This window comes from Mesorhizobium sp. M0152, from assembly GCF_040322415.1.
Taxonomy (GTDB): Bacteria; Pseudomonadota; Alphaproteobacteria; order Rhizobiales; family Rhizobiaceae; genus Mesorhizobium.
Genome location: NZ_JAMYTH010000038.1, coordinates 31,661 through 53,420, shown reverse-complemented (window position 1 = coordinate 53,420; position 21,760 = coordinate 31,661). Strand labels below are relative to the sequence as shown.

General features: G+C 62.5%; 16 protein-coding genes and 1 tRNA gene. 10 read left to right on the top strand and 7 right to left on the bottom strand.

Annotated elements, in window-relative coordinates; all coding sequences use genetic code 11:
• Nucleotides 1-75: 75 nt before the first annotated feature.
• Entirely contained in the window at nucleotides 76-438 is a 363-nt protein-coding gene (locus NKJ26_RS27465; RefSeq protein WP_352698440.1) for a four helix bundle protein, read from the bottom strand.
• Nucleotides 439-494: 56 nt separating this feature from the next.
• Nucleotides 495-1,931 (bottom strand): glutamine synthetase family protein, encoded by a 1,437-nt coding sequence (locus NKJ26_RS27460; RefSeq protein WP_352698433.1) that lies wholly within the window; start codon nucleotides 1,929-1,931, stop codon nucleotides 495-497.
• Between the two features lie 158 nt (nucleotides 1,932-2,089).
• Here NKJ26_RS27460 and NKJ26_RS27455 point away from each other — a divergent pair, with 158 nt between their 5' ends.
• Nucleotides 2,090-2,806: an HAD family hydrolase gene (locus tag NKJ26_RS27455; protein WP_352698432.1), complete on the top strand. Its 717-nt coding sequence runs from the start codon at nucleotides 2,090-2,092 to the stop codon at nucleotides 2,804-2,806.
• A 42-nt stretch (nucleotides 2,807-2,848) separates the two neighbouring features.
• Here the strand turns inward: NKJ26_RS27455 and NKJ26_RS27450 are convergent, their stop codons facing one another.
• The 3 genes from NKJ26_RS27450 to aceA form a co-directional block, all read right to left on the bottom strand.
• Entirely contained in the window at nucleotides 2,849-3,292 is a 444-nt protein-coding gene (locus NKJ26_RS27450) for a response regulator (RefSeq protein ID WP_352698430.1), read from the bottom strand.
• 235 nt (nucleotides 3,293-3,527) lie between these two features.
• Nucleotides 3,528-3,770 (bottom strand): SMc00767 family acetate metabolism repressor, encoded by a 243-nt coding sequence (locus NKJ26_RS27445; RefSeq protein ID WP_006202762.1) that lies wholly within the window; start codon nucleotides 3,768-3,770, stop codon nucleotides 3,528-3,530.
• Nucleotides 3,771-3,827: 57 nt separating this feature from the next.
• Nucleotides 3,828-5,117 carry an isocitrate lyase gene (gene aceA / locus NKJ26_RS27440; RefSeq protein ID WP_352598305.1) on the bottom strand — a complete coding sequence of 430 codons (1,290 nt, stop codon included), beginning with the start codon at nucleotides 5,115-5,117 and terminating at the stop codon, nucleotides 3,828-3,830.
• A gap of 250 nt (nucleotides 5,118-5,367) precedes the next feature.
• On the opposite strand from aceA, the gene NKJ26_RS27435 reads away from it, so the two are divergent.
• From NKJ26_RS27435 to NKJ26_RS27410, 6 genes are all read left to right on the top strand, one after another.
• The gene (locus NKJ26_RS27435) at nucleotides 5,368-6,810 is read left to right on the top strand and encodes a helix-turn-helix domain-containing protein (RefSeq protein WP_352698428.1); all 1,443 of its coding nucleotides are present in this window, start codon (nucleotides 5,368-5,370) and stop codon (nucleotides 6,808-6,810) included.
• Between the two features lie 172 nt (nucleotides 6,811-6,982).
• Nucleotides 6,983-7,918, top strand: coding sequence for a DMT family transporter (locus NKJ26_RS27430; protein ID WP_352698426.1), 936 nt, complete (start codon nucleotides 6,983-6,985; stop codon nucleotides 7,916-7,918).
• A 344-nt stretch (nucleotides 7,919-8,262) separates the two neighbouring features.
• Nucleotides 8,263-9,360, top strand: a complete 1,098-nt coding sequence (locus NKJ26_RS27425) for a polyamine ABC transporter substrate-binding protein (protein ID WP_352598303.1) — start codon at nucleotides 8,263-8,265, stop codon at nucleotides 9,358-9,360.
• A gap of 81 nt (nucleotides 9,361-9,441) precedes the next feature.
• Entirely contained in the window at nucleotides 9,442-10,581 is a 1,140-nt protein-coding gene (locus NKJ26_RS27420; RefSeq protein ID WP_352698424.1) for an ABC transporter ATP-binding protein, read from the top strand.
• A gap of 9 nt (nucleotides 10,582-10,590) precedes the next feature.
• On the top strand, nucleotides 10,591-11,559 hold the full coding sequence (locus NKJ26_RS27415; RefSeq protein WP_352698422.1) for an ABC transporter permease subunit: 969 nt from the start codon (nucleotides 10,591-10,593) through the stop codon (nucleotides 11,557-11,559).
• Nucleotides 11,556-12,374, top strand: a complete 819-nt coding sequence (locus NKJ26_RS27410; RefSeq protein ID WP_352698420.1) for an ABC transporter permease — start codon at nucleotides 11,556-11,558, stop codon at nucleotides 12,372-12,374. Before NKJ26_RS27415 ends, NKJ26_RS27410 begins: the two co-directional genes overlap by 4 nt.
• 19 nt (nucleotides 12,375-12,393) lie before the next feature.
• On the opposite strand, the gene NKJ26_RS27405 is transcribed toward NKJ26_RS27410, so the two are convergent.
• Nucleotides 12,394-14,247, bottom strand: a complete 1,854-nt coding sequence (locus NKJ26_RS27405) for an AsmA family protein (RefSeq protein WP_352598298.1) — start codon at nucleotides 14,245-14,247, stop codon at nucleotides 12,394-12,396.
• 199 nt (nucleotides 14,248-14,446) lie between these two features.
• Here NKJ26_RS27405 and NKJ26_RS27400 point away from each other — a divergent pair, with 199 nt between their 5' ends.
• Complete coding sequence (locus NKJ26_RS27400) at nucleotides 14,447-16,405, top strand: acetoacetate--CoA ligase (protein ID WP_352698418.1); 1,959 nt, start codon at nucleotides 14,447-14,449, stop codon at nucleotides 16,403-16,405.
• A 311-nt stretch (nucleotides 16,406-16,716) separates the two neighbouring features.
• Here the strand turns inward: NKJ26_RS27400 and NKJ26_RS27395 are convergent, their stop codons facing one another.
• Nucleotides 16,717-20,622: a PAS domain S-box protein gene (locus NKJ26_RS27395; protein ID WP_352698416.1), complete on the bottom strand. Its 3,906-nt coding sequence runs from the start codon at nucleotides 20,620-20,622 to the stop codon at nucleotides 16,717-16,719.
• Nucleotides 20,623-20,860: 238 nt separating this feature from the next.
• Here NKJ26_RS27395 and NKJ26_RS27390 point away from each other — a divergent pair, with 238 nt between their 5' ends.
• Both NKJ26_RS27390 and NKJ26_RS27385 read left to right on the top strand, forming a co-directional pair.
• Nucleotides 20,861-21,322, top strand: a complete 462-nt coding sequence (locus NKJ26_RS27390) for a phasin (protein ID WP_352598295.1) — start codon at nucleotides 20,861-20,863, stop codon at nucleotides 21,320-21,322.
• Between the two features lie 356 nt (nucleotides 21,323-21,678).
• Nucleotides 21,679-21,755: transfer RNA gene (locus NKJ26_RS27385), tRNA-His, on the top strand.
• Nucleotides 21,756-21,760 lie beyond the last annotated feature (5 nt).

The following is a 21,760-nucleotide window of genomic DNA, read 5'->3' as shown; positions in this document are numbered from 1 at the left end:
AGGGAGGGGAGTAGGGCAGTAGGGCAGTAGGGCAGTAGGGCAGTAGGGCAGTAGGGCAGTAGGGCAGTAGGTAAACTACTCAGGTGACAATTTGCGGATCAGAAGCCGCAACAACGTTCCCACGCTCTCGCTGGAGGTCATTAACGGCTCGATTGTCTCATTCGAGGCGATTCCGACGCGCTGCGCAATTAGCAGATGCGTCTCCGACTCCTTGAGGGATCCCTGCGCGATCCTCAGAAATTGCTGATAGGAAGCTCGGCTTTCTCGTCCATAGCCCTCAGCGATGTTGGCGGGCACGGAAGTTGCTGCGCGCCGTAGCTGACTTGTCAGTCCATAAAGCTCTTCTTTCGGCCAGGCTCTTGTCGTCTTGTAGATTGATACCGCCAAGTCCATTGCCTGCTGCCAGACGATCAGATCCCTGTACGAATCTATCTTCACCATCGTCTGTGGCCCCCTACTGCCCTACTGCCTTACTCCCCTACTGCCTTACTCCCCTAGACATTCAGCAACAAATACTCCCTCTCCCACGGGCTGATCACTTCCATGAAGGTCTCGAATTCTGCCCGCTTGATCGCCGCATAGGTGGCGGCGAAGGACTTGCCCAGCAGCGCACAGAGTTCCTCGTCGCCCTCGAACAGGTCGACGGCCTCCAGCAGGCCGCGCGGCAGGTCGATCTCGTCGGCATTGGCGGTCGTCAGCACCGGAGGCTCGGCCTTGATCTTGTTGGTGATGCCGATCAGCCCGCAGGCGAGCGAAGCGGCGAGTGCCAGATAGGGATTGGCGTCGGAGGAAGGGATGCGATTTTCGACGCGCCGCGCCGCTGGGTCCGAGCGCGGCACGCGGAACGCCGTGGTGCGGTTGTCATAACCCCATTTGTTGTTGACCGGAGCCGAGGCCGCCTGTGTCAGCCGGCGGTAGGAATTGACATAAGGCGCGAACATCACGAGCGCGTTCGGCACATGCTTCTGCATGCCGCCGATGAAATGGAAGAAATCCTCCGTTTCCGAGCCGTCCTCGGCCGAAAAAATGTTGCGTCCGGTCTTCTTGTCGATGATCGACTGATGGATATGCATGGCCGAGCCCGGCTGGCCCTGGATCGGCTTGGCCATGAAGGTGGCATAGATCTCGTGCTTGAGCGCCGCCTCGCGAATGGTGCGCTTGAACATGAACACCTGGTCGGCCAGCTCGATCGGGTCGCCATGGCGCAGGTTGATCTCGAGCTGGCCGGCGCCTTCCTCATGAATGAGCGTGTCGATCTCCAGGCCCTGGCTTTCGGAGAAATGATAGATGTCGTCGATCAGCTCGTCGAATTCGTTGACGCCGGCGATCGAATAGCCGGCGCCGCCGCCGATCGCTCGCCCCGAACGGCCGACGGGCGGTGTCAGCGGATAATCCGGATCCGGGTTCTTGCGCACCAGATAGAATTCGATCTCGGGTGCCACCACCGGTTTCAGCCCGCGCCTGTCATAGGCGGCTAGAACGCGCTTCAAGACGTTGCGCGGCGTGAATTCCACCGAGCGGCCATCCTGGTGGACGAGGTCGCAGATGACCGCGGCCGTCGGGTCTTCCTCCCAGGGCACCACCGTCAGCGTCGACAGGTCCGGCATCAGCTTGAGGTCGCCGTCGTCTTCGGGGTAGTGGAAACCGTTGCCGTCCTCGGGATAGCCGCCGGAAATAGTGGTCATGAACACCGCCGAAGGCAGCGCGAGCGAAGTGTTGGAGGTGAATTTCTTCGACGGCATCATCTTGCCGCGCGCAACGCCGGCCTGGTCAGGGGTGATGCATTCGATATCCTCGATGCCGCGCCATTCCAGCCAGGCGCTGACTTCCTTCCAGTTCTTGACGCCGCGTTGGTTCTTCACGAAGGCAGGGGTACGGGCTCGTCCTCCGCGGCTCGACGGACGGACTTCCTTTTTTGCAGGCGGCATCATTCACCAGATTGGATTGCGGATTTCCGAGTATAGCCGTGCCCCACTGTGGAAGGAAAGGGGAGCCGAGACCGGCATTCGCCGTTGCGGTTGAAAATCGCGCCGTTCGGCTTAGGTTCGGGCGCTTCCAACCCAGAAGGGTGACCCAAAAAAGGCCGTCGATGCCAAACAACAGCGAACTGACCACCATCGGCTTCGATGCCGACGACACGCTCTGGCAGAACGAGCAGTTCTTCCGCATGACGGAGAAACGCTTCGCCGCCATGCTTGCCGATCATAGTGAGGAGAAGCAGATCTCGGCTCGCTTGCTCGAGGCCGAAAGGCGCAACCTTGCCGTCTACGGCTTCGGCATCAAGGGGTTCACGCTGTCGATGATCGAAACGGCGATCGAGGTCACGGAAGGCCGCGTGCCGGCCCCGGTCATATCGGAGATTCTCGGTGCCGGCCGTGAGATGCTGAGCCATCCGATCGAGGTCTTGCCGCATGTGCGCGAAACTGTCGAGAAGCTTGCCGGCGCGTTCCGCCTTGTGCTCATCACCAAGGGCGATCTCTTCGACCAGGAGCGCAAACTGGCCGGGTCTGGGCTTGGAGATCTGTTCGACGCGGTCGAGATCGTCAGCGATAAGAACGCCGCCACCTATGCCCGCCTGTTCGACCGCCACGGCGATGGTCCAGCAAAAAGCATGATGGTCGGCAATTCATTGAAATCAGACGTGGTGCCGGCCATCGAGGCCGGCGGTTGGGGTGTCCATGTGCCGCACGAACTGACCTGGGTGCTGGAGCATGTCGAAGCGCCCGTTGCCGAACCGCGCTTCCGCCAGATATCCGATCTCGGACAATTGCCCGAACTGATCGAAAGCATCACGAAACCAGGTTGATCGAAGCGGGCGGGAAATCGTTACACGTCGCCTGGAATAGCGCTAGCGGTTGATCAGGCGATCGATTACCGGTTGCAGCCGTTCGGGTGTGATCGGCTTGGCCACAATCGCGTCGATGATATCAGACAGGCCCAGGCTCTCCGGCGTGCTGTTCTTGGTGGAGAGCAGGATCACGGAAGGCAACGATTTGCCCGAGGCCCGCCGCAGCGTCTCGATACTGGACATCAGATTGTCGCAGTCCCTGTTGTCGGGGCCGCCATCGAGGACAACCACGCCAGGAATGAGTGAGCGCAATATCCTCGCCGCCGTGTCCGGCGATTCCGAGATTGGCTTGAGCCCGGACCGTTCGACGATCTTCGACACCACTACGCGATTGATCGGCGATTTTCCGACGACAAGCACCTGCGAGGCGTCGCGGATCGTCTCGGTATCTGGATCCCGGGGTGCCGGATTCCGATATCTCGCATTCTCGCCCTCGCGATTCATTGGGAACCCAAATCGGCCAAGCAGCTCGCCCCGTTTCAATGCAGAGTTGAAATTTCGGGACAATTGGCGTGAGATCGCCGCCCATGTCAAGTTGAAATAAAAGGGTCGTGAAACACCTCCGGCAGCAGTGGATTCAAGCAACGGTACTGTACTGCCCTGTCCACGGTTTAGTCACATGAAAATAAAATTCACCTGCGCATAAATTGCGCAGGTGAAGGTTCGGTTGCGAAATCGATCAGCCGTGGCTCTGCTGCGTGACGATCACCGGGATCAGCAGATCGCCCCAATTGCCGTCGCCGCCGTGATGCCGTGCCGAGCGCACCAACTCCACCGAAACACCGGCCTCGACCGCCTTCATCACGGACTGGTTGAGTCTGTGCAGATCGTTGGCCAGCATCCGGATCGTCGCCTGCTGGTCGACGCTCATCGTGGTCGATTGCTCTTCTGCCCGTTCCTTGACGCGGCTTATCGATGCCATTGGACTTCTCCTGTATATTGAGCCCTCGCGGGCGTTTCCTCGGTGTTCTGTGGTCTGCTATTCCGCGGCCGGCTTGAACTGCGCATGCTCGGTCGATTCATGCATAGCGGTGGTCGATGACTGGCCGCCGGTAATCGCCATCGACACGGCGTCGAAATATCCAGTGCCGACCTCGCGCTGGTGCTTGGTCGCGGTATAGCCGTTGGCTTCCGCCGCGAACTCCGCTTCCTGCAATTCCGAATAAGCCGCCATCTGGCGCGCCTTGTAGCCGCGGGCCAGTTCGAACATGCCGTAGTTGAGCTGGTGAAAGCCGGCGAGCGTGATGAACTGGAACTTGTAGCCCATGGCGCCAAGCTCCCTCTGGAACTTGGCGATCGTCGCGTCGTCGAGGTTCTTCTTCCAGTTGAAGGACGGCGAGCAATTGTAGGCAAGCAGCTTGTCCGGGTGATGCCTGCGCACCGCCTCGGCGAATTTTCTGGCCTGCGCCAGGTCCGGTTTCGACGTCTCGCACCAGATCAGGTCGGCGTGAGGCGCGTAGGCAACGGCGCGGGCGATACAGGGTTCGATGCCGTTCCTGACATGGTAGAAACCTTCAACCGTGCGCCCTGCATCGTAGTCGACGAAGGGCTGGTCGCGTTCGTCGATATCGGACGTCAGAAGCTTTGCCGCCTCGGCATCGGTGCGCGCGACGACCAGGGTCGGCGTGCCCATCACATCAGCAGCCAGTCGCGCGGCATCGAGGTTGCGGATGTGGGCAGCGGTCGGGATCAGCACCTTGCCGCCGAGATGGCCGCATTTCTTCTCCGATGCCAGCTGGTCTTCGTAATGGACGCCAGCCGCACCTGCCTCGATGAACGCCTTCATGATCTCGAAGGCGTTGAGCGGTCCGCCGAAGCCGGCTTCGGCATCGGCGACAACAGGCGCGAACCAGGTCTCGACCGACAGCCCGTTGCCTTCGGAGGTCTCGATCTGGTCGGCGCGCTGCAAGGTGCGGTTGATGCGCTTGACCAGTTCGGGCGCGGCGTTGGCCGGATAAAGCGACTGGTCGGGATACATCGCCGAGGCGGTGTTGGCATCGGCGGCGACCTGCCAGCCCGACAGGTAGATCGCTTTCAGCCCGGCGCGCACCTGCTGCATGGCCTGGTTGCCGGACATGGCGCCGAGCGCGTTGACGAAGTCCTCTTCGTGGATGAGCTTCCACAGCCGGTTGGCGCCCATTTCGGCCAGGCTCTGGCGGATCTGCACCGAGCCGCGCAGCCGCTTCACATCCTGTGGCGAATAGGGACGTTCGATGCCGTCGAAGCGACCTTCAGGCGCCGAGGGAACAAGGTTGTAAAAATCGGTCATTGGTCACTCCGAAGGATTTCTGTTTGATATCCAGTCGCCATCTGCTTCGGCGCTGGAACGTGACTGAATTTACATTTCGGCGCAAAACGAGCCAGGGAAATCAACAAACCTGCATGGGGATAAGGGAAAACCTGTGTTGTGTTTGACAGAGAGGTGCGGTAAATTTGTCATGATTGTCAAAGGCGGGATCGTCTGCACTGTCGGAGTGGCAATGTAAATTTCTGTCAAGGACCGGCATCAAGGATCACCCATGGCTGACCAGAAGATTTTTGCCGGGCCACGCATCCGCCGCATCCGCAATGCCAAGGGCTTGACCCAGACGGCTATGGCCGAGGGGCTTGGCATCTCGCCGTCCTACCTCAACCTGATCGAGCGCAACCAGCGGCCGCTGACGGTGCAGCTGATCCTTAAGCTGGCGGCCGTCTACAAGGTCGATCCGCACGAGCTGCACGGAGAGGCAAGGGGGTCCGTCGCCGCCTTGAAGGAAGTGTTCACCGATCCGCTGCTGGTCGGCGAATTGCCGGGAGATCAGGAACTGATCGAGCTTGCCGAGGCGGCGCCCAATGCGTCGGCGGCGGTGATAAAGCTGTTCCGCGCCTACCGCGAGCAGGCCGAGCGCCTGTCCGACCTCAACGAGCTTCTGGCCCGTGAAGGGCGGGCGACGGCGCTTTCCGGCGCTCGCCTGCCGATCGACGAAATGCACGAGACTTTCGAGCGGCGGCCTAATTATTTTGCCGCACTCGAGGAAGAGGCCGAGGCTTTCACGTCAGTGCTTGATCCTGGCGACGACCTGTTCGGCGCACTGAAGGCCTGGCTGAAGCGCGAATACGGCATCGTCGTCAAGGTGCTGCCGGTCGCGACCATGCCGAACTGGCGCCGCCGCTACGATCGCCATTCGCAGCGCCTGTTCCTGTCGGAACGCCTGTCGCCGTTCGATCAGTTGCGCGAGGTCGCGATGGAGGCCTGCCTGATCCGCATGACGGTTGCGGTCGCCGCAGAGATCCAGGCGCTCAGGCTGACCACAGACGAGGCCCGCCGTCTCGCCCGCTTCGAGCTTGGCCGCTATGCCGCGCATGCGCTGATGATGCCCTATCAGATCTTTCATGCGGCAGCCGTTCGCGCACGCTATGACATCGACGTGCTGCGTTCGCGCTTCGGCGTCTCCTTCGAACAGGCTGCGAACCGCCTGACCATGCTGCAGCGACAGGGTGCCCTCGGCGTGCCGTTCTTCATGCTGGAGGTCGACAATGCCGGCAACCGCTTTCGCAAGGCCGGCAGCCAGGGCTTTCCGCAGAGCCGCTTCGGCGGCGGCTGTCCCAAGCTCCCCGTGCATGTCGCCTTCTCTCAGCCCGGTCAGATCTTCATCGAGGCGGTGGAAATGCCCGACGGCGCCGAATTCCTGTGCATCGCCCGCACGCTGGAAGGGCCGCAAGGCGCGTTCTCGGAGCGTCCGCGCCGCACCGCCCTGCTGCTCGGCTGCGATATCGGCTTTCGCGACGACATCGTCTATGGCGCGGCACTTCCCGGCGCGGCAGTCGGCGCAAAGACGGGGCCGGTCACGGCGACCCCGGTCGGGCCCGCCTGCCGGCTTTGCGAGCGCGTCGGCTGTCTGGCGCGCGCCGAGCCGCCGGTGACACGTCCGCTCGGCCTCGACGAGATGGTGACGGGCCTGAGCGCGTTCGACTTCCAGTGACGCTGCCGCAACTTGCCGGCAATCCAGATTGTGCAGGTTCTTTTGGACAGTGCGCCAAAGAGAACGTGCTGCTGGATCACGCCCGATCGCCGCCGATGCGTTAGGCGAAAATAGCACGTTTCTGTCGCCCATTGCGCATCGTGCAGCGCCGGAAACGCCGACAGTGGCAGCCATGAACAACATCGCATCGCCAGCCATTTCGCCCCGCGAGGAGCGCGTCGGCATGCTTTTGGTCTTCCTGTCGGCGCTGATGTGGAGTTTCGGCGGCACCATCGCCCGCTTCATCACCGCCGGCGACAGCTGGACGATTGTTTTCTGGCGTTCCGTTTGGGCAGCGGCTTTCCTGATCTGCTTCATGATCTGGCGCGACGGCTGGCGCGGCATGTCGAAAATGTTCCGCGGCATGGGCCTGCCGGGCCTTGCCGTCGGCTTCTGCTTCGCCACCGCATCCACCGCGTTCGTCGTGGCGCTTGCCTATACAACCGTCGCCAATATCCTGCTGATGCAGGCCGGCGTGCCGCTTCTGGCGGCGCTGTTTGCCTGGGCGCTGTTTCGCGAAAGAGTGGCTGTCGCGACCTGGGTGGCGATCGCCGCCGTCATCACCGGCGTTGCCATCATGGTCTCGGAATCGCTCGATGGCGCCGTCTCGCCGATAGGCGACGGGCTGGCGCTGCTGATCGCGGTCATGTTCTCGATCGCCACCGTCATCACCCGGCGGTTCTCCAGCGTGCGCATGACGCCGGCGACCTGTCTCGGCACGATCCTGGCGGCCGGCTTTGCCGCTTCGCAGACCTCAACCTTCGCCGTATCGACCAGCGACATGGGCTTTCTCTTCGCTTTCGGCGTGGTCAATCTCGGCATTGGCCTGGCCTTCTTCGCCACCGGCGCGCGCCTGATCCCGGCGGCTGTCGCGGCACTGCTCGGCACGTTCGAACCGATCCTCGGACCCGTATGGGTCTGGCTCATCCATTCAGAGGTGCCGTCCGGGCGCACCATTATCGGAGGCGCGGTGGTGGTGGCGGCGCTGCTGGTCCATATCGGGCTCGAGTTCAAGCGCCAGGCGCGGCCGCAGCGTGCAGGGGTCACCGGCGTGCCTTCGCCCAATTGATGCAGGGCGCTGAAGCTTTGCCATTGACAATGTTGCTGCCACCCGGGCAGGCTGGGAACACGGCAACAACAAGACAGGCCCATCTTGCCAAGTCCCCCCGGCGGCTCGATCGAGACCGGATCACATTCCTGTATTTCTGTCCGCGCGGCGGCGAAAGCTTCTGACGGCGCCGTCATCTCTTCCAGCCCGGGACAATCGGGGGCGAGTATCGCTTGCGGCCGCGTTTTGCGCGGCAATTGGCGCTTGTCGCCCCTTAGAAAGCTCAATAGTCTCAAAGCAAATGCCCGGCCGCGCGAGAATGCCGCGACGAGCCGGCGATGGAACACTCACCAAAGGAGAATAGCATGATCCGCAAAGCGCTCTGGCTTTCGGCGACTTCGGCATTTCTGGCGCTTTTCACGCTCGGCGGTCACGCCGAGGATCGCGTCGTCAACGTCTTCAACTGGTCGGATTACATCGACAGTTCGATCATCGACGATTTCACCAAGGCAACCGGCATCAAGGTCGTCTACGACACATTCGATTCCAACGAAATCCTTGAAACCAAGCTGCTTGCAGGCGGCAGCGGCTACGATGTCGTCGTGCCCAGCGGCCACTTCCTCGCGCGCCAGATCCAGGCCGGCGTGTTCCAGAAGCTCGACAAGTCGAAGCTGCCGAACATTTCCAACATGTGGGACACGGTTTCGGAAACAACCGCGAAGTACGATCCCGGCAACGAGTATTCGGTCAACTACATGTGGGGTACGGTCGGCATCGGCTATAACATCAAGAAGGTGCAGGCAGCGCTCGGCACCGACAAGATCGACAGCTGGGATGTGTTCTTTAATCCCGAGAGCCTCGCTAAGTTGAAGGATTGCGGCGTCTACGTGCTGGATTCGCCCTCCGACATCATCCCGGCGGCATTGAAATATGTCGGCCTCGATCCGAACAGCACCTCGCCCGACGACATCGCAAAGGCCGAGGAGGCGCTGATGAAGGTTCGGCCCTTTATCAGGAAATTCCACTCCTCCGAGTACATCAACGCCCTCGCCAATGGCGACATCTGCCTGGCGGTCGGTTGGTCGGGTGACGTGTTCCAGGCTCGCAACCGTGCGGTCGAGGCCAAGCAAGGCGTGGAAATCGGCTATTCCGTGCCGAAGGAAGGCGCCCAGATGTGGTTCGATCAGATGGCGATCCCCGCCGATGCGCCGCACGTCGCAGAGGCACTCGAATTCATCAACTACATGATGAAGCCTGAGGTGATCGCCAAATCGTCGAACTATGTGCTCTACGCCAACGGCAACAAGGCGTCGCAGCAATTCGTCGACAAGGCATTGTTGGATGATCCTTCCGTCTATCCCGATGCCGAGACGATCAAGAAGCTCTATACGGTCTCGCCATACGATCCGAAGACCCAGCGCGTCATCACCCGCACCTGGACCAAGATCGTCACCGGCCAGTAAGCAATGGATACGACCCCGGCAGCGTCTGCCGGGGTCGATTTCTCTCGGGGCAAGAAGCAAGAAACAGGACGGAGTGGGGATATGAAATCGCTTGGCAGCATCCGCAGGGATTTTGCGCCATGGAACGACCCGAAAGCCAAGCCATATATCCAGTTCGAAAACGTCACCAAGAAGTTCGGTGACTTCATCGCCGTCAACAATCTGTCGCTGACCATATTCGAGCGCGAATTCTTCGCCCTGCTCGGCGCCTCCGGCTGTGGAAAGTCGACGCTGCTCAGGATGCTCGCCGGCTTCGAGGAACCGACGGCTGGCCGTATCCTGCTCGACGGCCAGGACCTGCGCGGCATTCCGCCCCACCGCCGGCCGGTCAACATGATGTTCCAGTCCTATGCGCTGTTCCCGCATATGACGGTGGAGAAGAATATCGCCTTCGGCCTCAAGCAGGAAGGCATGCCCAAACCCGATATCGAAAAACGCGTTGCAGACATGCTGAAGCTGGTCAAGCTCGAGCAGTTCGCCAAGCGCAAGCCGCACCAGCTCTCCGGCGGCCAGCGCCAGCGCGTCGCGCTGGCGCGCTCGGTTGCCAAGCGGCCGAAGGTGCTGCTGCTCGACGAGCCGCTTGGCGCGCTCGACAAGAAGCTGCGCGAGGAAACGCAGTTCGAACTGATGGACTTGCAGCAGGAGCTTGGCCTCACCTTCGTCGTCGTCACTCACGACCAGGAAGAGGCGATGACCATGGCCGATCGCATCGCCATCATGGAAAAGGGCGAGGTCATGCAGGTTGCGACGCCGGCGGAAGTCTATGAAGCCCCGGCGTCGCGCTTCGTGGCGCATTTCGTCGGCAACGTGAACATGTTCGAGGGCAAAATTGCCGAGCGCTCGGCGAACACGACGCGCATCACCGGAGCCAGCGGAGCCCAGATCCTTGTCGAAAATGGCGGCGGCGCCGCCGCCAATGCCGACATCGTCTTCGCCATCAGGCCGGAGAAGATCAAGGTGACGTCGAAAAAGCCGGCCGATGCCGTCAATGCGCTGGAGGGCGAAGTCTATGATATCGCCTATCTCGGCGACATGACCGTCTATCACGTCAGGCTGGACGATGGGCAGATCGTTCGGGCTAGCGCCTTGAACGCGGCACGCGTGAGCGAGGATCCGCTGACCTGGAACGACCGCGCCTGGGTGTCCTTCCGGCCGGACGCCGGCGTCGTGCTGGCACGATAAGGGGCCGATATGTCCAACATCGCCGCCACCGATGCCGCCACTCTGCCGGCCGTCGCCAAGCCGTTCCTGGCGCGGCTGGGCGCCGGTTTCACCAGCCGTCTCGTCATCCTCGTCCCCTATCTCTGGCTGCTGTTCTTTTTCCTCGTCCCCTTCATCATCGTCTTCAAGATTTCGCTGTCGCAGACGGCGATCGCCATGCCGCCCTACACGCCGGTGCTCGATTTCAAGGACGGCGTAGCCGATTTCTTCGCCGGGTTCCGCGACCTCAATTTCGACAACTACGCCTGGCTGACGCAGGACGCGCTCTATTTCAACGCCTATATCACCAGCCTGATCATTGCGGCGATCTCGACCGTGCTGACGCTGATCGTCGGCTATCCCATAGCCTACGGCATGGCGCGCGCGCCGGCGACGATCCGCCCGACATTGCTGATGCTGGTCATCCTGCCGTTCTGGACGTCGTTTCTGATCCGGGTCTATGCCTGGATAGGCATCCTGAAGCCGGAAGGCTTGCTCAACCAGCTGCTGCTGTCGTTGCATCTGATCAACCAGCCGCTGGTGATCCTCAACACCTATACGGCGATCTTCATAGGCATCGTCTACTCCTATCTGCCCTTCATGGTGCTGCCGCTCTATTCGTCGCTGGAAAAGATGGACTATTCGCTGATCGAGGCGGCCAAGGATCTCGGCTGCCCGCCGACCGCCGCCTTCTGGAAGATCACGTTTCCGCTGTCGCTGCCAGGCGTTATTGCCGGCTGCCTGCTGGTTTTCATTCCCGCCGTCGGCGAGTTCGTGATCCCCGATCTGCTCGGCGGCTCGCAGACTCTGATGATCGGCAAAACCTTGTGGAACGAGTTTTTCGCCAACCGGGACTGGCCGGTCTCGTCCGCGGTTGCCGTCATCCTGCTGCTCCTGTTGACCGTGCCGATCATGCTCTTCCAGCAGGCACAGGCGCGCGCCCAGGAGCAGGACAAATGAACACCACCTGGAGCCGCTTCAACGTCACCTCGATCGTGCTGGGTTTTGCCTTCCTGTATCTGCCTATCGTCCTGCTCATCGTCTTCTCTTTCAACGAATCCAAGCTCGTCACCGTCTGGGGCGGCTTCTCGACCAAATGGTACGTGTCGCTATTCCACAATCAGGGCCTGATGGACGCCACCTGGGTCACGGCGCGAGTCGGCGTCATTTCGGCCACGGTGGCGACCGTGCTCGGCACGCTGGCGGCGCTCACCTTGACGCGTTACACGCGCTTCCGGGGCAGGATGCTGTTTTCCGGCATGGTGTTCGCGCCGCTGGTCATGCCGGAAGTCATCACCGGCCTGTCGCTGCTTCTGCTCTTCGTTGCCGTCGGCCTCGACCGCGGCTTCCTAACAGTGACGCTCGCCCACATCACGCTCACAATGTGCTTCGTGGCGGTCGTCGTGCAGTCGCGCCTGGTCTCCTTCGATCGTTCGCTGGAGGAGGCGGCGATGGACCTAGGCGCAACGCCGGTGAAGACCTTCTTCCAGATCACGCTGCCGGTCATTCTGCCGGCGATCGTGTCCGGCTGGATGCTAGCCTTCACGCTGTCGCTCGACGACCTGGTCATCGCCAGCTTCACCTCGGGGCCGGGAGCAACCACGCTGCCGATGAAAATCTACAGTCAGGTCCGCCTCGGCGTGACGCCGGAGATCAACGCCGCCTGCACCATTCTGATCGCCGTCGTCGCGGTCGGCGTCATCCTCGCTTCGATCGCCAACAAGCGGCGTGAGGTGCAGCGCCAGCTCGATGAACAGGTCGCGCAGCGCGGGTAGGGTCAGGCGCAGCGGCGGCCTATTCGCCCGAGACGCCGCGGCTTATCGGCGAAATGAACGGCGTGCTCCACGTCCCGCCGACGAAGAAGGCCGACTGGCTGGGGCCTTGCTGGGCGTTTGCCTGCGTCGCTGCCTGGTCCGGCTGGATGACGCCGCCGGACAGCGCCAGTCCGCGCCCGGCATAGGACGCGATACCAGACAGCCAGATCTTGTATTGCGCCGAATTGGCCTCGGCCTTGTCCAGCCTCGCCACGCCTTTCGAGATGGTTGCCTTCAACTCGGCGCCGTCGATCGGCAATGTCCCGTCCGAGACATCGTCGAGCGCGAAGAAGCCGCCTTGCTGCGTATGCTTGAGAAAGGCTGGCAGGTTGAGTTTGCTGAGCGCGCCGGGCCCGAAAGTAGCCGACGCCGAACCGTCGGCGTTTTCAAAGATCGAATCCCAGGTCCTGCCCGGCCCCTTGAGGATCACCGAAACGGTCCCCGTGCCGACCGGCACCAGCCGGGTCATCCCGGCGGCGGTGCCGAAAGCGCCTCCGTCGATATCGGAGGCCAGCAGCCGGATCTCGACTTGGGTGCCCTCGGGCTTGCGGTCGAAACGAAGGCTGGTCTGGATATTGCCGCCGAAGGCCGAGGCGTCCGAGATATCGAAAACCGAAAGACCGTCCTTGACCTGGGCGGTGGCGGCGACATCGGCAAGCTGGATGCTGCCCGCAGTCGCGTGTGCCGCCGACAATCTGAGATCGAGATTGATCCGGTCGGCGAAACTTGGGTCGACTTCGCTCGGTTCCGCCCCACTTCCCGGCCCGAGCGGCGTGAAGGCCGACAGAAACGATCTGAGGTCGAGCGTATCGAAGGCGAGCGTGCCCGAGATCACCGGCCGTGCATCGCCAAGCGACAGGTCCAGCGCGCCCATTCCCGGATTGTTGTCCAGCGCCAGCGCGGTGTTCTCGAACTTGATCCGTCCGGTCGTTGCCGTGACCTTGCTCGAGATACTGACCGAGCCGATCGCGGCGCCCGGCGCGATGCCGGCCTGCGACCATTCCAGCACGCGGCGCAGCGAGGGCGCCGAAAACTTCGCCTGACCGTCGAAATAGGCGTTTTCGGACATGCTGGCCATGCCGTCGAAAGAGAAGGTTGCGGGTGCTGCCTTGAAAGACAGGATAAGCGGAGCCATGCCCCCGGCAAACAGCACCAGCGGCTTCGCCGAAGCGATATCGAGGGCGACGCTCTCGCCACGCCAGATCCCGGTTGCCGACAAGGTGGCATTGCTGTTCATCGCCGCCCAGGTCGCCTGGCCGCTGAGACTGCTCAGGACCTCGACGTCCTTGCCGTTGACGGAGGCCACCATGCGGCCGTCCCTGAACTCCACCGTGCCGAAAGTGTCGGCGGGCAGCTTGTCGAGATCGGGCTTGGCGGGATCGGCGCTGACCACGCCGCGCGCCGCATCGATGGAGCGGGCGATACGGCCGCCGGTCGGTACGGTGGGCAGGAACAAGCCGTTTGCCGTGCGCTGGACCCGGATCGTCGGCCGCACCAGCCTCGCCGTGGAAAACACCACGTCGCCCCGCAATGCAGCCATGGCCGACAGATCGACTTCGACCCGTTCGGCCTCGACGACGGGCGGCGCGTCGACGTCAGTCCACTTCGACAGTGTCACGTCGGTCAGAATTGCGCGGAATTTCGGCCAGACCTCGATGCGAGGAGAGCCCTCTATGGCGACCCGGAAGCCGCTCCATGCGCTCATCTCCCAGGCGATGCGGTCGCGCACGATACGGGTCGAGGCGATCAGCGGCAGGGCGGCGACCACCAGCGCGATGACGATCACGGCAGCGCCGATCGCCCATATTCCGCGGCGGATCAAGGATGATGGCATATGCCCCGTGTCTTCCATTCCGACAAGAATCGTCCGACGGGTGTAACCCCAGTCGTCACTACGACTTAGGGCTGAGGCATTTCAAGTCTTTATGGCCCGGCGATGGCATTTGCGCACACCTGGCGGCTTCGACCGAACAAAATCTTGCTCTGCTGCGCGGCGATATGCATAAGCGATGGCGACCGTGGGAGGATCGATCATGGCTGCCGAAGTACCGCTCTGGACCCCGACGCAGGACCAGATTGACGCCTCGCCGTTGACTGCTTTCATGAAGGCCACGGCCGCGAAAACCGGCGTTGCGCTCTCCTCCTATGCCGACCTGCACCGCTGGTCGGTCGCGGATCGCGAGGCGTTCTGGAGCCTCGTCTGGGACTTCTGCGGGATCGTTGGCGACAAGGGCGAGACCGTGCTGGTTGATGGCGACAGGATGCCCGGCGCATCGTTCTTTCCTGACGCCACCCTGAACTTCGCCGAGAACCTCTTGAAGAAGACCGGCGCGGGCGAGGCCATCGTCTTTCGCGGCGAGGACAAGGTCGAGCGGCGGCTATCCTGGAACGAGCTCGAGGGCCTGGTCTCGCGCCTGCAGCAGCTTTTCCTGTCACTCAAGGTGAAGAAGGGCGACCGCATTGCCGCGATGATGCCCAACATGCCCGAGACCGTCGCCGCCATGCTGGCCGCCGCCTCGATTGGCGCGGTGTGGTCTTCCTGTTCCCCCGATTTCGGCGAACAGGGCGTGCTCGACCGGTTCGGCCAGATCGAGCCCGTCGTCTTCATCGCGCCCGATGGCTATTGGTACAACGGCAAGGCGATCGAGATCGCCGACAAGATCGCCGCTGTCGCGGCCAAGCTCGGCACCGTTCGCAAGGTCCTGGTCGTCGATTATCTCGGCACTTCGGCCGACATTGCCGATACGATCGACAAGGCCGTGGCGATGGAGGAGGCGCTGTCGCCCTTTGGCCCGAAGCAGCTGACCTTCGAGCGGTTGCCGTTCGCGCATCCGCTCTACATCCTGTTTTCGTCGGGAACCACCGGCATTCCCAAATGCATCGTCCATTCGGCCGGAGGGACCCTGATCCAGCATGTCAAGGAGCACCGTCTGCATGCCGGTCTGGTCGACGGCGACCGCTTCTTCTACTTCACCACCTGCGGCTGGATGATGTGGAACTGGCTGGTGTCCGGCCTCGCTTCCGGTGCGAGCCTGCTGCTTTACGATGGGTCGCCCTTCTACCCCGACGGTAATGTGCTGTTCGATTTCGCCGATGCCGAGAAAATGACCTTTTTTGGCACGTCGGCCAAATTCATCGATTCCGTGCGCAAGGCCGGTCTCAAGCCGATCCGTAGCCATGATCTGTCGACCGTGCGCGCGATCTCCTCCACCGGTTCGCCGCTATCGCCCGAGGATTTCCGCTTCGTCTATGACGGCGTCAAGAAGGACGTCCATCTGGCCTCGGTTTCCGGCGGCACCGATATCGTCTCCTGCTTCGTGCTCGGCGTGCCGATCGAACCGGTCTGGACCGGCGAGATCCAGGGACCTGGCCTCGGCCTTGCCGTCGATGTCTGGGATGACGAAGGCAAGCCGGTCCAGCAGGAGAAAGGCGAACTGGTCTGCGCCAAGGCGTTTCCGTCAATGCCGATCGGCTTCTGGAACGACCCCGACGGCAAGAAATACCACGCGGCCTATTTCGAGCGTTTCGACAATGTCTGGTGCCATGGCGACTTCGCCGAATGGACCGCCCATGGCGGCATGATCATTCACGGTCGTTCCGATGCAACGCTCAACCCAGGTGGCGTGAGGATCGGCACGGCGGAGATCTACAACCAGGTCGAACAGATGCCCGAGATCCTCGAGGCGCTGTGCATCGGCCAGGATTTCGACAATGACGTGCGCGTCGTTCTGTTCGTACGGCTGGCTGCTGGCGTTGAGCTGGACGAGGACCTCGAAAAACGCATTCGCGCCAAGATCCGCAGCGGAGCAAGCCCCCGACACGTGCCGGCAAGGATCGTCGCCGTCACCGACATCCCGCGCACCAAGTCCGGCAAGATCACCGAGCTTGCGGTACGCGACGTGGTGCATGGCCGCGCCATCAAGAACAAGGAGGCGCTCGCCAACCCGGAAGCGCTGGAGCTGTTTCGCAACCTGCCGCAGCTTGCCGAATAGGGCCCGTCCGCCATGGTTAACGAAATATCTCGCTCGAATTTACCTAGATTTCACGAGTGGTACACATTCGTAAATTTTTCGCGGCGCCGGTAAGGACTTGTTAAGTCCCGGCGTCGATAGTCGTGCGTAACTTGAGGGAGAAATCCCGTTCCTCAGCCCCCGGAGGATCTGAATTCGCTCAAGCCCCCGTTGTGACAGCAATCTCATTTCTAAGGCGTCCTCCCGGGCGCCTTTTTTCTTGTGTGGGCGCAATTCCAGAGTGTGGAACCGTCCGCAATTGCGCCAAAACAAGGAGATCGCCGGGGCGAGATCTATTCCGCCAGCACCCTGGTGGACGGGAAGGCGACTTCCACCAAGGTTCCCTCGCCAGGCGTCGAATTGATGGTGAACCGCGCGCGGTTGGCCTCCACCATCGCCTTGGTCAACGGCAGACCAAGGCCTGTTCCGTCACCGCGCCCGCGCTTCAGCGCATTGATCTGCTTGAATGGTTTCAGCGCTTGCTCGATCTCGGCCGGGCTCATGCCGATGCCGGTATCGCGAACGCGCATGACCACGTCGCCTGAAGTCTCGTAGGCGGTCGAAACGATCACCTGGCCGCCGGCTTGCGTGTAACGGATGGCGTTGGACAGGATGTTGAGCGCGATCTGGCGCACGCTGCGCAGGTCGGCCACCACTTCGGGCAGCCGCGACGCAAAGCTGGAGCGGATGATGACGCGCTCGCGGTTGGCCTGCGGCTGCATCATCGCCACGGTCTCGGCCAGCGTGTCATTGAGCGACACCGCCTCATACGCCATCTCCTGCTGGCCGGCCTCGATCTTCGAGATGTCGAGCAGGTCGTTGACAAGATCGAGCACGTGGTTGCCGGAACGGTTGATGTCGCGCAGGTAGTCGCGGTAGCGGTCGTTGGCGACCGGCCCGAACTTCTCGTCGACCATCAGTTCGGAAAAGCCGATGATGGCGTTGAGCGGCGTGCGGATCTCATGGCTGATGCGGGCGAGGAAATCGGTCTTTTGCGAGGAGGCGCGTTCGGCTACCGCGCGCGCTTGCGTCAGGTCCTCTTCAGCCCGCTTCCACTGCGTGATGTCGCGCACGACGGCACAGAAGCCGCTGTCGTTGGGGAGCCGGCCAATGGTCATGAACAGCGGGATGAAGCGCCCCTGCGCCTCGCGCCCGATCACCTCGCGGCCATCGTTCATCACGCTCGCCACGCCTGGCTCGGACAGGCCTGTGAGATAGTCGCGCGCCGCGCGCTGGCTTTCAATGGCAAACAGCGAGGCGAATGGCTTGCCGGTCACGTCGTCGCTGTCGAAACCGAACAGCGCTTCGGCCGGGCGGCTGATCGAGCGGATGGTGCCGTCATTGCCGATCAGCACGACGCCGTCGGTTGCCGTGTCGATGATGGTGCGCATCTCGGCGATGCGTGCCTTGAGCTCTGGAATATCCGGCTGTGTCTGCTCCTCGCCGATCGCGTGCAGGGCCGCCGGCACGTCTTCCTCGCCGGAGCGGCGCACGACCAGCATCAGCGCCTTACCGTCGCGCCAGGGCACCGACCGCAGAATGGCCTCGATCGGGAATTCCTGTCCGCCCTGCGTCTTCAGCCGCAGCGGCCGGTCGCCGCCATCGGAGGCTCCGTCATCGGCGTACGGATCGGCAAACAGCGCGCCCAGACCGCCGGCGCCGGCCAGATCGTCGAGCGTCGCGTATCCGGTCAGGTCCAGGAACTCCTGGTTCGCGTAGTGCAACTGATCGCCCGAATGAATGAGCAGCGGCACCGGCAGTTTTCCCAGCAACGTGGTATCCGGAGCCCTGTGCTCGTCTCCGGCCGAAAAGGCCGACGGCACGAACCCTTCCGCCTTGAGCGGCGGCACCTGCAGGCGTGGCCGCTCGACGGGCGTCTCCGCCGGGCTGCCCGCGCCGGCGGTTTCTTCGGCGGATGTCCGCTCATCGGCCGCGGCGGCTTCGTCGCCGTCGGCCCAGTCCTCGCTGTCCTCGGCATCGCGGAAATCGGCCGACGTCATGCTGTCATCGTCGCCTATGCCGTCATGCTCCGCCGCGACCGGCTCCGAGGCCGGTGGCTCGTCACTCTTTTCAGCGATTGAACCGGGCTGGTCATTCCGGTCGGCATAGTCGAGCAGCGAGCCGGTGACACTTGAGGTGGTTTCGGCGGGTTCTTCTCGATCCGCTTCGTCCGGGTGACCGCCATCAAGCCGGGCAAGGTCCTCTGCGGCCTCGGCATCGATATCGCTCTCGGATGGCTCGGCCGGCACAGCTTCGCCATCCGGCGCCGCCGGAATCTCGTCGGCACCTGTCGCTGCCTCGGGCGGCGCCGTATCGGAGGGCGATGAACCCATTCCGGCAGCTTCGTCCGGAGCTTCGGTCTTGGCCGTCGGTGTCTCTGTTGTTCCCGCCACAGGCGTCTTTTCGATCACCTGCTCCGCGGCGGTGTCGATGCCGGGTCTTTCAGTCTCTGGCGGCTCGGCCGGCGAACTGTCCTTCTTCAGCCGTTCGCCGATCTCGCGGAATGCACTGCGTTCCAGCGTCGACAGGCCCTTGTCGTTGGCCGGCTGCCGGTGTTCGGCCAGCCGGATCACCTTGTCGGCAAAGCGGCGCTCCGGTTTCGGCACGATGGTCAGCGCCGGCACTTCGCCCTTGAACGGATCGGATGCCCCGGACTCCTGGCCCTCTGGCTCCTCGGCCTTGGGCTCTTCGCCCTTCGCCTGTTCGACTATGGGCTCGACGGCCTGCCGTTCCGGTGTCGCCGGAGCCCGGCCATTGGGCATTAGTGCCATGCCGATTGCTTCCGGGTCGATGACCGCATCGCCGGTTCGGGCGACGCCGAAGCCGCGGAAACCTTCGAAGGCACGGCTGCGGCCATAGACAGGCAGCGCCGCCAGGTCGACTGGGATCTTCAGGTCGGTGCCGACGACCGGCCACAGCACGGAGCGGCCGGACCAGGTGTCGCGCCGTTCCAGCAGGCCGGCGATCTCGCCGGACGCATCGAGGCTGAAGGCCGCCGCGACATCCCTGAACCGCCGGCCGATCACGTCGGCCGCCGGCTTGCCGACAACATCGGCGAATTCCGGCGACAGCATGCTGAACTTGCCTTCGGCATCGGTGCGCCAGACAAACCGCATCGGTGCGGCTGTGCGGTCTATCATCCGGGCGGCTGGCGTTTCGGCCGGAGCCGGCGAGGTGGGCTCGATGTCGTCCTGCCCGGCACTTTCCGCGGGCCTTTCGCCGAGGGTTTGGCCAGCTCTGGTTTCAGCGTCCGGCTCGGGCGGCGCTGGTCGTCTGTCATTCTCGCCGGCATTGAAGTACCAATGGTCGTGCTGCGACGGTGCGCCACCCATCGGTGGCTGGTCATTGTCTGCCGCAACCGATGTCTGCCCGGCAACCGTCTCCGTCCGCGAAACATCAACTGCCGGCTCGTTGTCCGGTTCGGGCTGGAACCGCGCGGTGCCGCTGTCGGCCGCTATTGCCGCACCGGTACCGGTTTCATAGGCGGGACGCTCCGTCGCCGCGGAAGGGTCGCGCGCCGGAGTTCCGTCCGCGTCCCCTATCTTGTCCTCGTCGATCACGACCAGGAGATGCCGCTCCGGCGTCAGCCGGGCGAGGCCGGCCGGGTAGGAGGTGTTTCCGCCCGGAACGAGGCGCTTGACGATGCGGTCGCCCTCGGCAGCCACATCGGCCACCAGTGCCGCCAGCGTCGCGGGCTGGATGCCCAGTGCCGAAAACCCGTCGGAAGCGGCCTCGACATTGCCCTTGGCATCGATGAAGGCGATGAAATGACCGTCTTCGGTAAAGCCGCCGATCGCGCGGCTGGCGATCTCAGCGGCACTTCGCGAGCCTGTCTGCGCCGCAGGCACCGTCAGCATGATCGCATTCTCGCCATCGGGCAGCGTCACCGCGCTGGCAAGGAAGCCGACGGCGCGACTGGTCATGCCGGTCGCCAACCTGAGCGTGACGGCGCGGTCGCTGCCGATCTCCGGAAAGCCGCTGGTCGCCATGATCTGGCGGCGGGCGATCAAAGGCAGCCGCGCCGAGGCGCCGATGATTGCCTCGATGTAGGGATAGCCGAATACCGCGGCTCCTGGCCCATTGGCCCAGATCACCTGTTCCAGGTCCGCCGACAGGATCGCGATCGCGTCGCCGGCGGCAAACCGCTGGCGGACCGCGTCGAGCACGGCGACATCGAGAAAGGAATAATCGGACGGCATGCGCTTGGCGGACCTCGGGGCGGCGAATTTGCGGTTAACGCTTTGTTAATAAAAGCCGACGGCGCGAAGGTCCACAAGCCAGAACGTGCAAAGGATGGAATCTAGCCGTTTGGTTAACGGCGCGAGGAAATTTATGGTGCAGTGCAACAAGGATATTGCATTGCACAAAATTTGCCTTTATATTGCCATCATACATGAATGAGACGGCTTTCTGTCAAAGCCGCTGAAAGGATGGAAAATGTCCAGGACCAAGACCGCTGCCGAGACGATCGAAAACGTCGAATTTCCGAGCTTCGACGCTTCCAAGGCCACCGACCAGATCCGCGCTTTCGCCGAGAAGGGCGTTGAGCAGTCGAAGGAAGCCTATGCCAAGCTCAAGACCGGCGCCGAGGAGACCCAGAAGGCTCTGGAGTCCACCTACGAGACCGCCAAGACCGTTTCCAGCGATCTGTCGCTGAAGAGCATCGCGGCACTGCGCGCCAACGCCGAAGCCGGCTTCTCGCATCTCGAAGCCCTGATCGGCGCCAAGTCGCTGTCGGAAGTCGTCGAATTGCAGACCGCCTTCCTGCGCAAGCGCGTCGAGATGAGCGTTGAGCAGGCCAAGGACTTCCAGACCGTCGCCTCCAAGGCGGCCGAGGACGTTTCCAAGCCGATCAAGGCCGCCTTCGAGAAGGCGATGAAGGACATTAAGGTTGCCTAATATTTACGCATGATCGGAAGATGCAGCAAAAGGTCGCATTTTCTTAAAACCGATCACGCGTATGATGGCAGCCATCAACGAATACCCGGCGGGTGGAACCTCCTCCCTCTGCTCCCGGGGTGACCAGCCAGCACCTCCTCCCGCTGGCTCGTAACAGGAAAAGGCCGGCACCTCCTCCCGCCGGCCTTTTTCTTATGTCTGGTGTTCTTTTCGTTGCCGATGAATCTCGCACCGATGTCGGCGACCGATCTTTGCTTTCCAAAAGCCTTGAATTAAAATCCATAAGCCCGTAAGGACGCATCGCCGAACGACAGAGCGGGGAACAGGTTTCTGCCTCGACCTCGCCCAGGCAGTGTGCCGTTGTAGCTCAGCTGGTTAGAGCGCCGGATTGTGGATCCGGAGGTCGCTGGTTCAATCCCAGCCAACGGTACCATAATT

Excerpts from the sequence above, each read along its gene's own strand:
- NKJ26_RS27430 (WP_352698426.1), top strand. The coding sequence starts at position 6,983 with ATGAACAACATCGCATCGCCAGCCATTTCGCCCCGCGAGGAGCGCGTC.
- NKJ26_RS27405 (WP_352598298.1), bottom strand. The coding sequence starts at position 14,247 with ATGCCATCATCCTTGATCCGCCGCGGAATATGGGCGATCGGCGCTGCC.
- NKJ26_RS27445 (WP_006202762.1), bottom strand. The coding sequence starts at position 3,770 with ATGGCATCGATAAGCCGCGTCAAGGAACGGGCAGAAGAGCAATCGACC.
- NKJ26_RS27410 (WP_352698420.1), top strand. The coding sequence starts at position 11,556 with ATGAACACCACCTGGAGCCGCTTCAACGTCACCTCGATCGTGCTGGGT.
- NKJ26_RS27435 (WP_352698428.1), top strand. The coding sequence starts at position 5,368 with ATGGCTGACCAGAAGATTTTTGCCGGGCCACGCATCCGCCGCATCCGC.
- aceA (WP_352598305.1), bottom strand. The coding sequence starts at position 5,117 with ATGACCGATTTTTACAACCTTGTTCCCTCGGCGCCTGAAGGTCGCTTC.
- NKJ26_RS27425 (WP_352598303.1), top strand. The coding sequence starts at position 8,263 with ATGATCCGCAAAGCGCTCTGGCTTTCGGCGACTTCGGCATTTCTGGCG.
- NKJ26_RS27460 (WP_352698433.1), bottom strand. The coding sequence starts at position 1,931 with ATGATGCCGCCTGCAAAAAAGGAAGTCCGTCCGTCGAGCCGCGGAGGA.
- NKJ26_RS27400 (WP_352698418.1), top strand. The coding sequence starts at position 14,447 with ATGGCTGCCGAAGTACCGCTCTGGACCCCGACGCAGGACCAGATTGAC.
- NKJ26_RS27420 (WP_352698424.1), top strand. The coding sequence starts at position 9,442 with ATGAAATCGCTTGGCAGCATCCGCAGGGATTTTGCGCCATGGAACGAC.
- NKJ26_RS27455 (WP_352698432.1), top strand. The coding sequence starts at position 2,090 with ATGCCAAACAACAGCGAACTGACCACCATCGGCTTCGATGCCGACGAC.
- NKJ26_RS27450 (WP_352698430.1), bottom strand. The coding sequence starts at position 3,292 with ATGAATCGCGAGGGCGAGAATGCGAGATATCGGAATCCGGCACCCCGG.
- NKJ26_RS27395 (WP_352698416.1), bottom strand. The coding sequence starts at position 20,622 with ATGCCGTCCGATTATTCCTTTCTCGATGTCGCCGTGCTCGACGCGGTC.
- NKJ26_RS27415 (WP_352698422.1), top strand. The coding sequence starts at position 10,591 with ATGTCCAACATCGCCGCCACCGATGCCGCCACTCTGCCGGCCGTCGCC.
- NKJ26_RS27390 (WP_352598295.1), top strand. The coding sequence starts at position 20,861 with ATGTCCAGGACCAAGACCGCTGCCGAGACGATCGAAAACGTCGAATTT.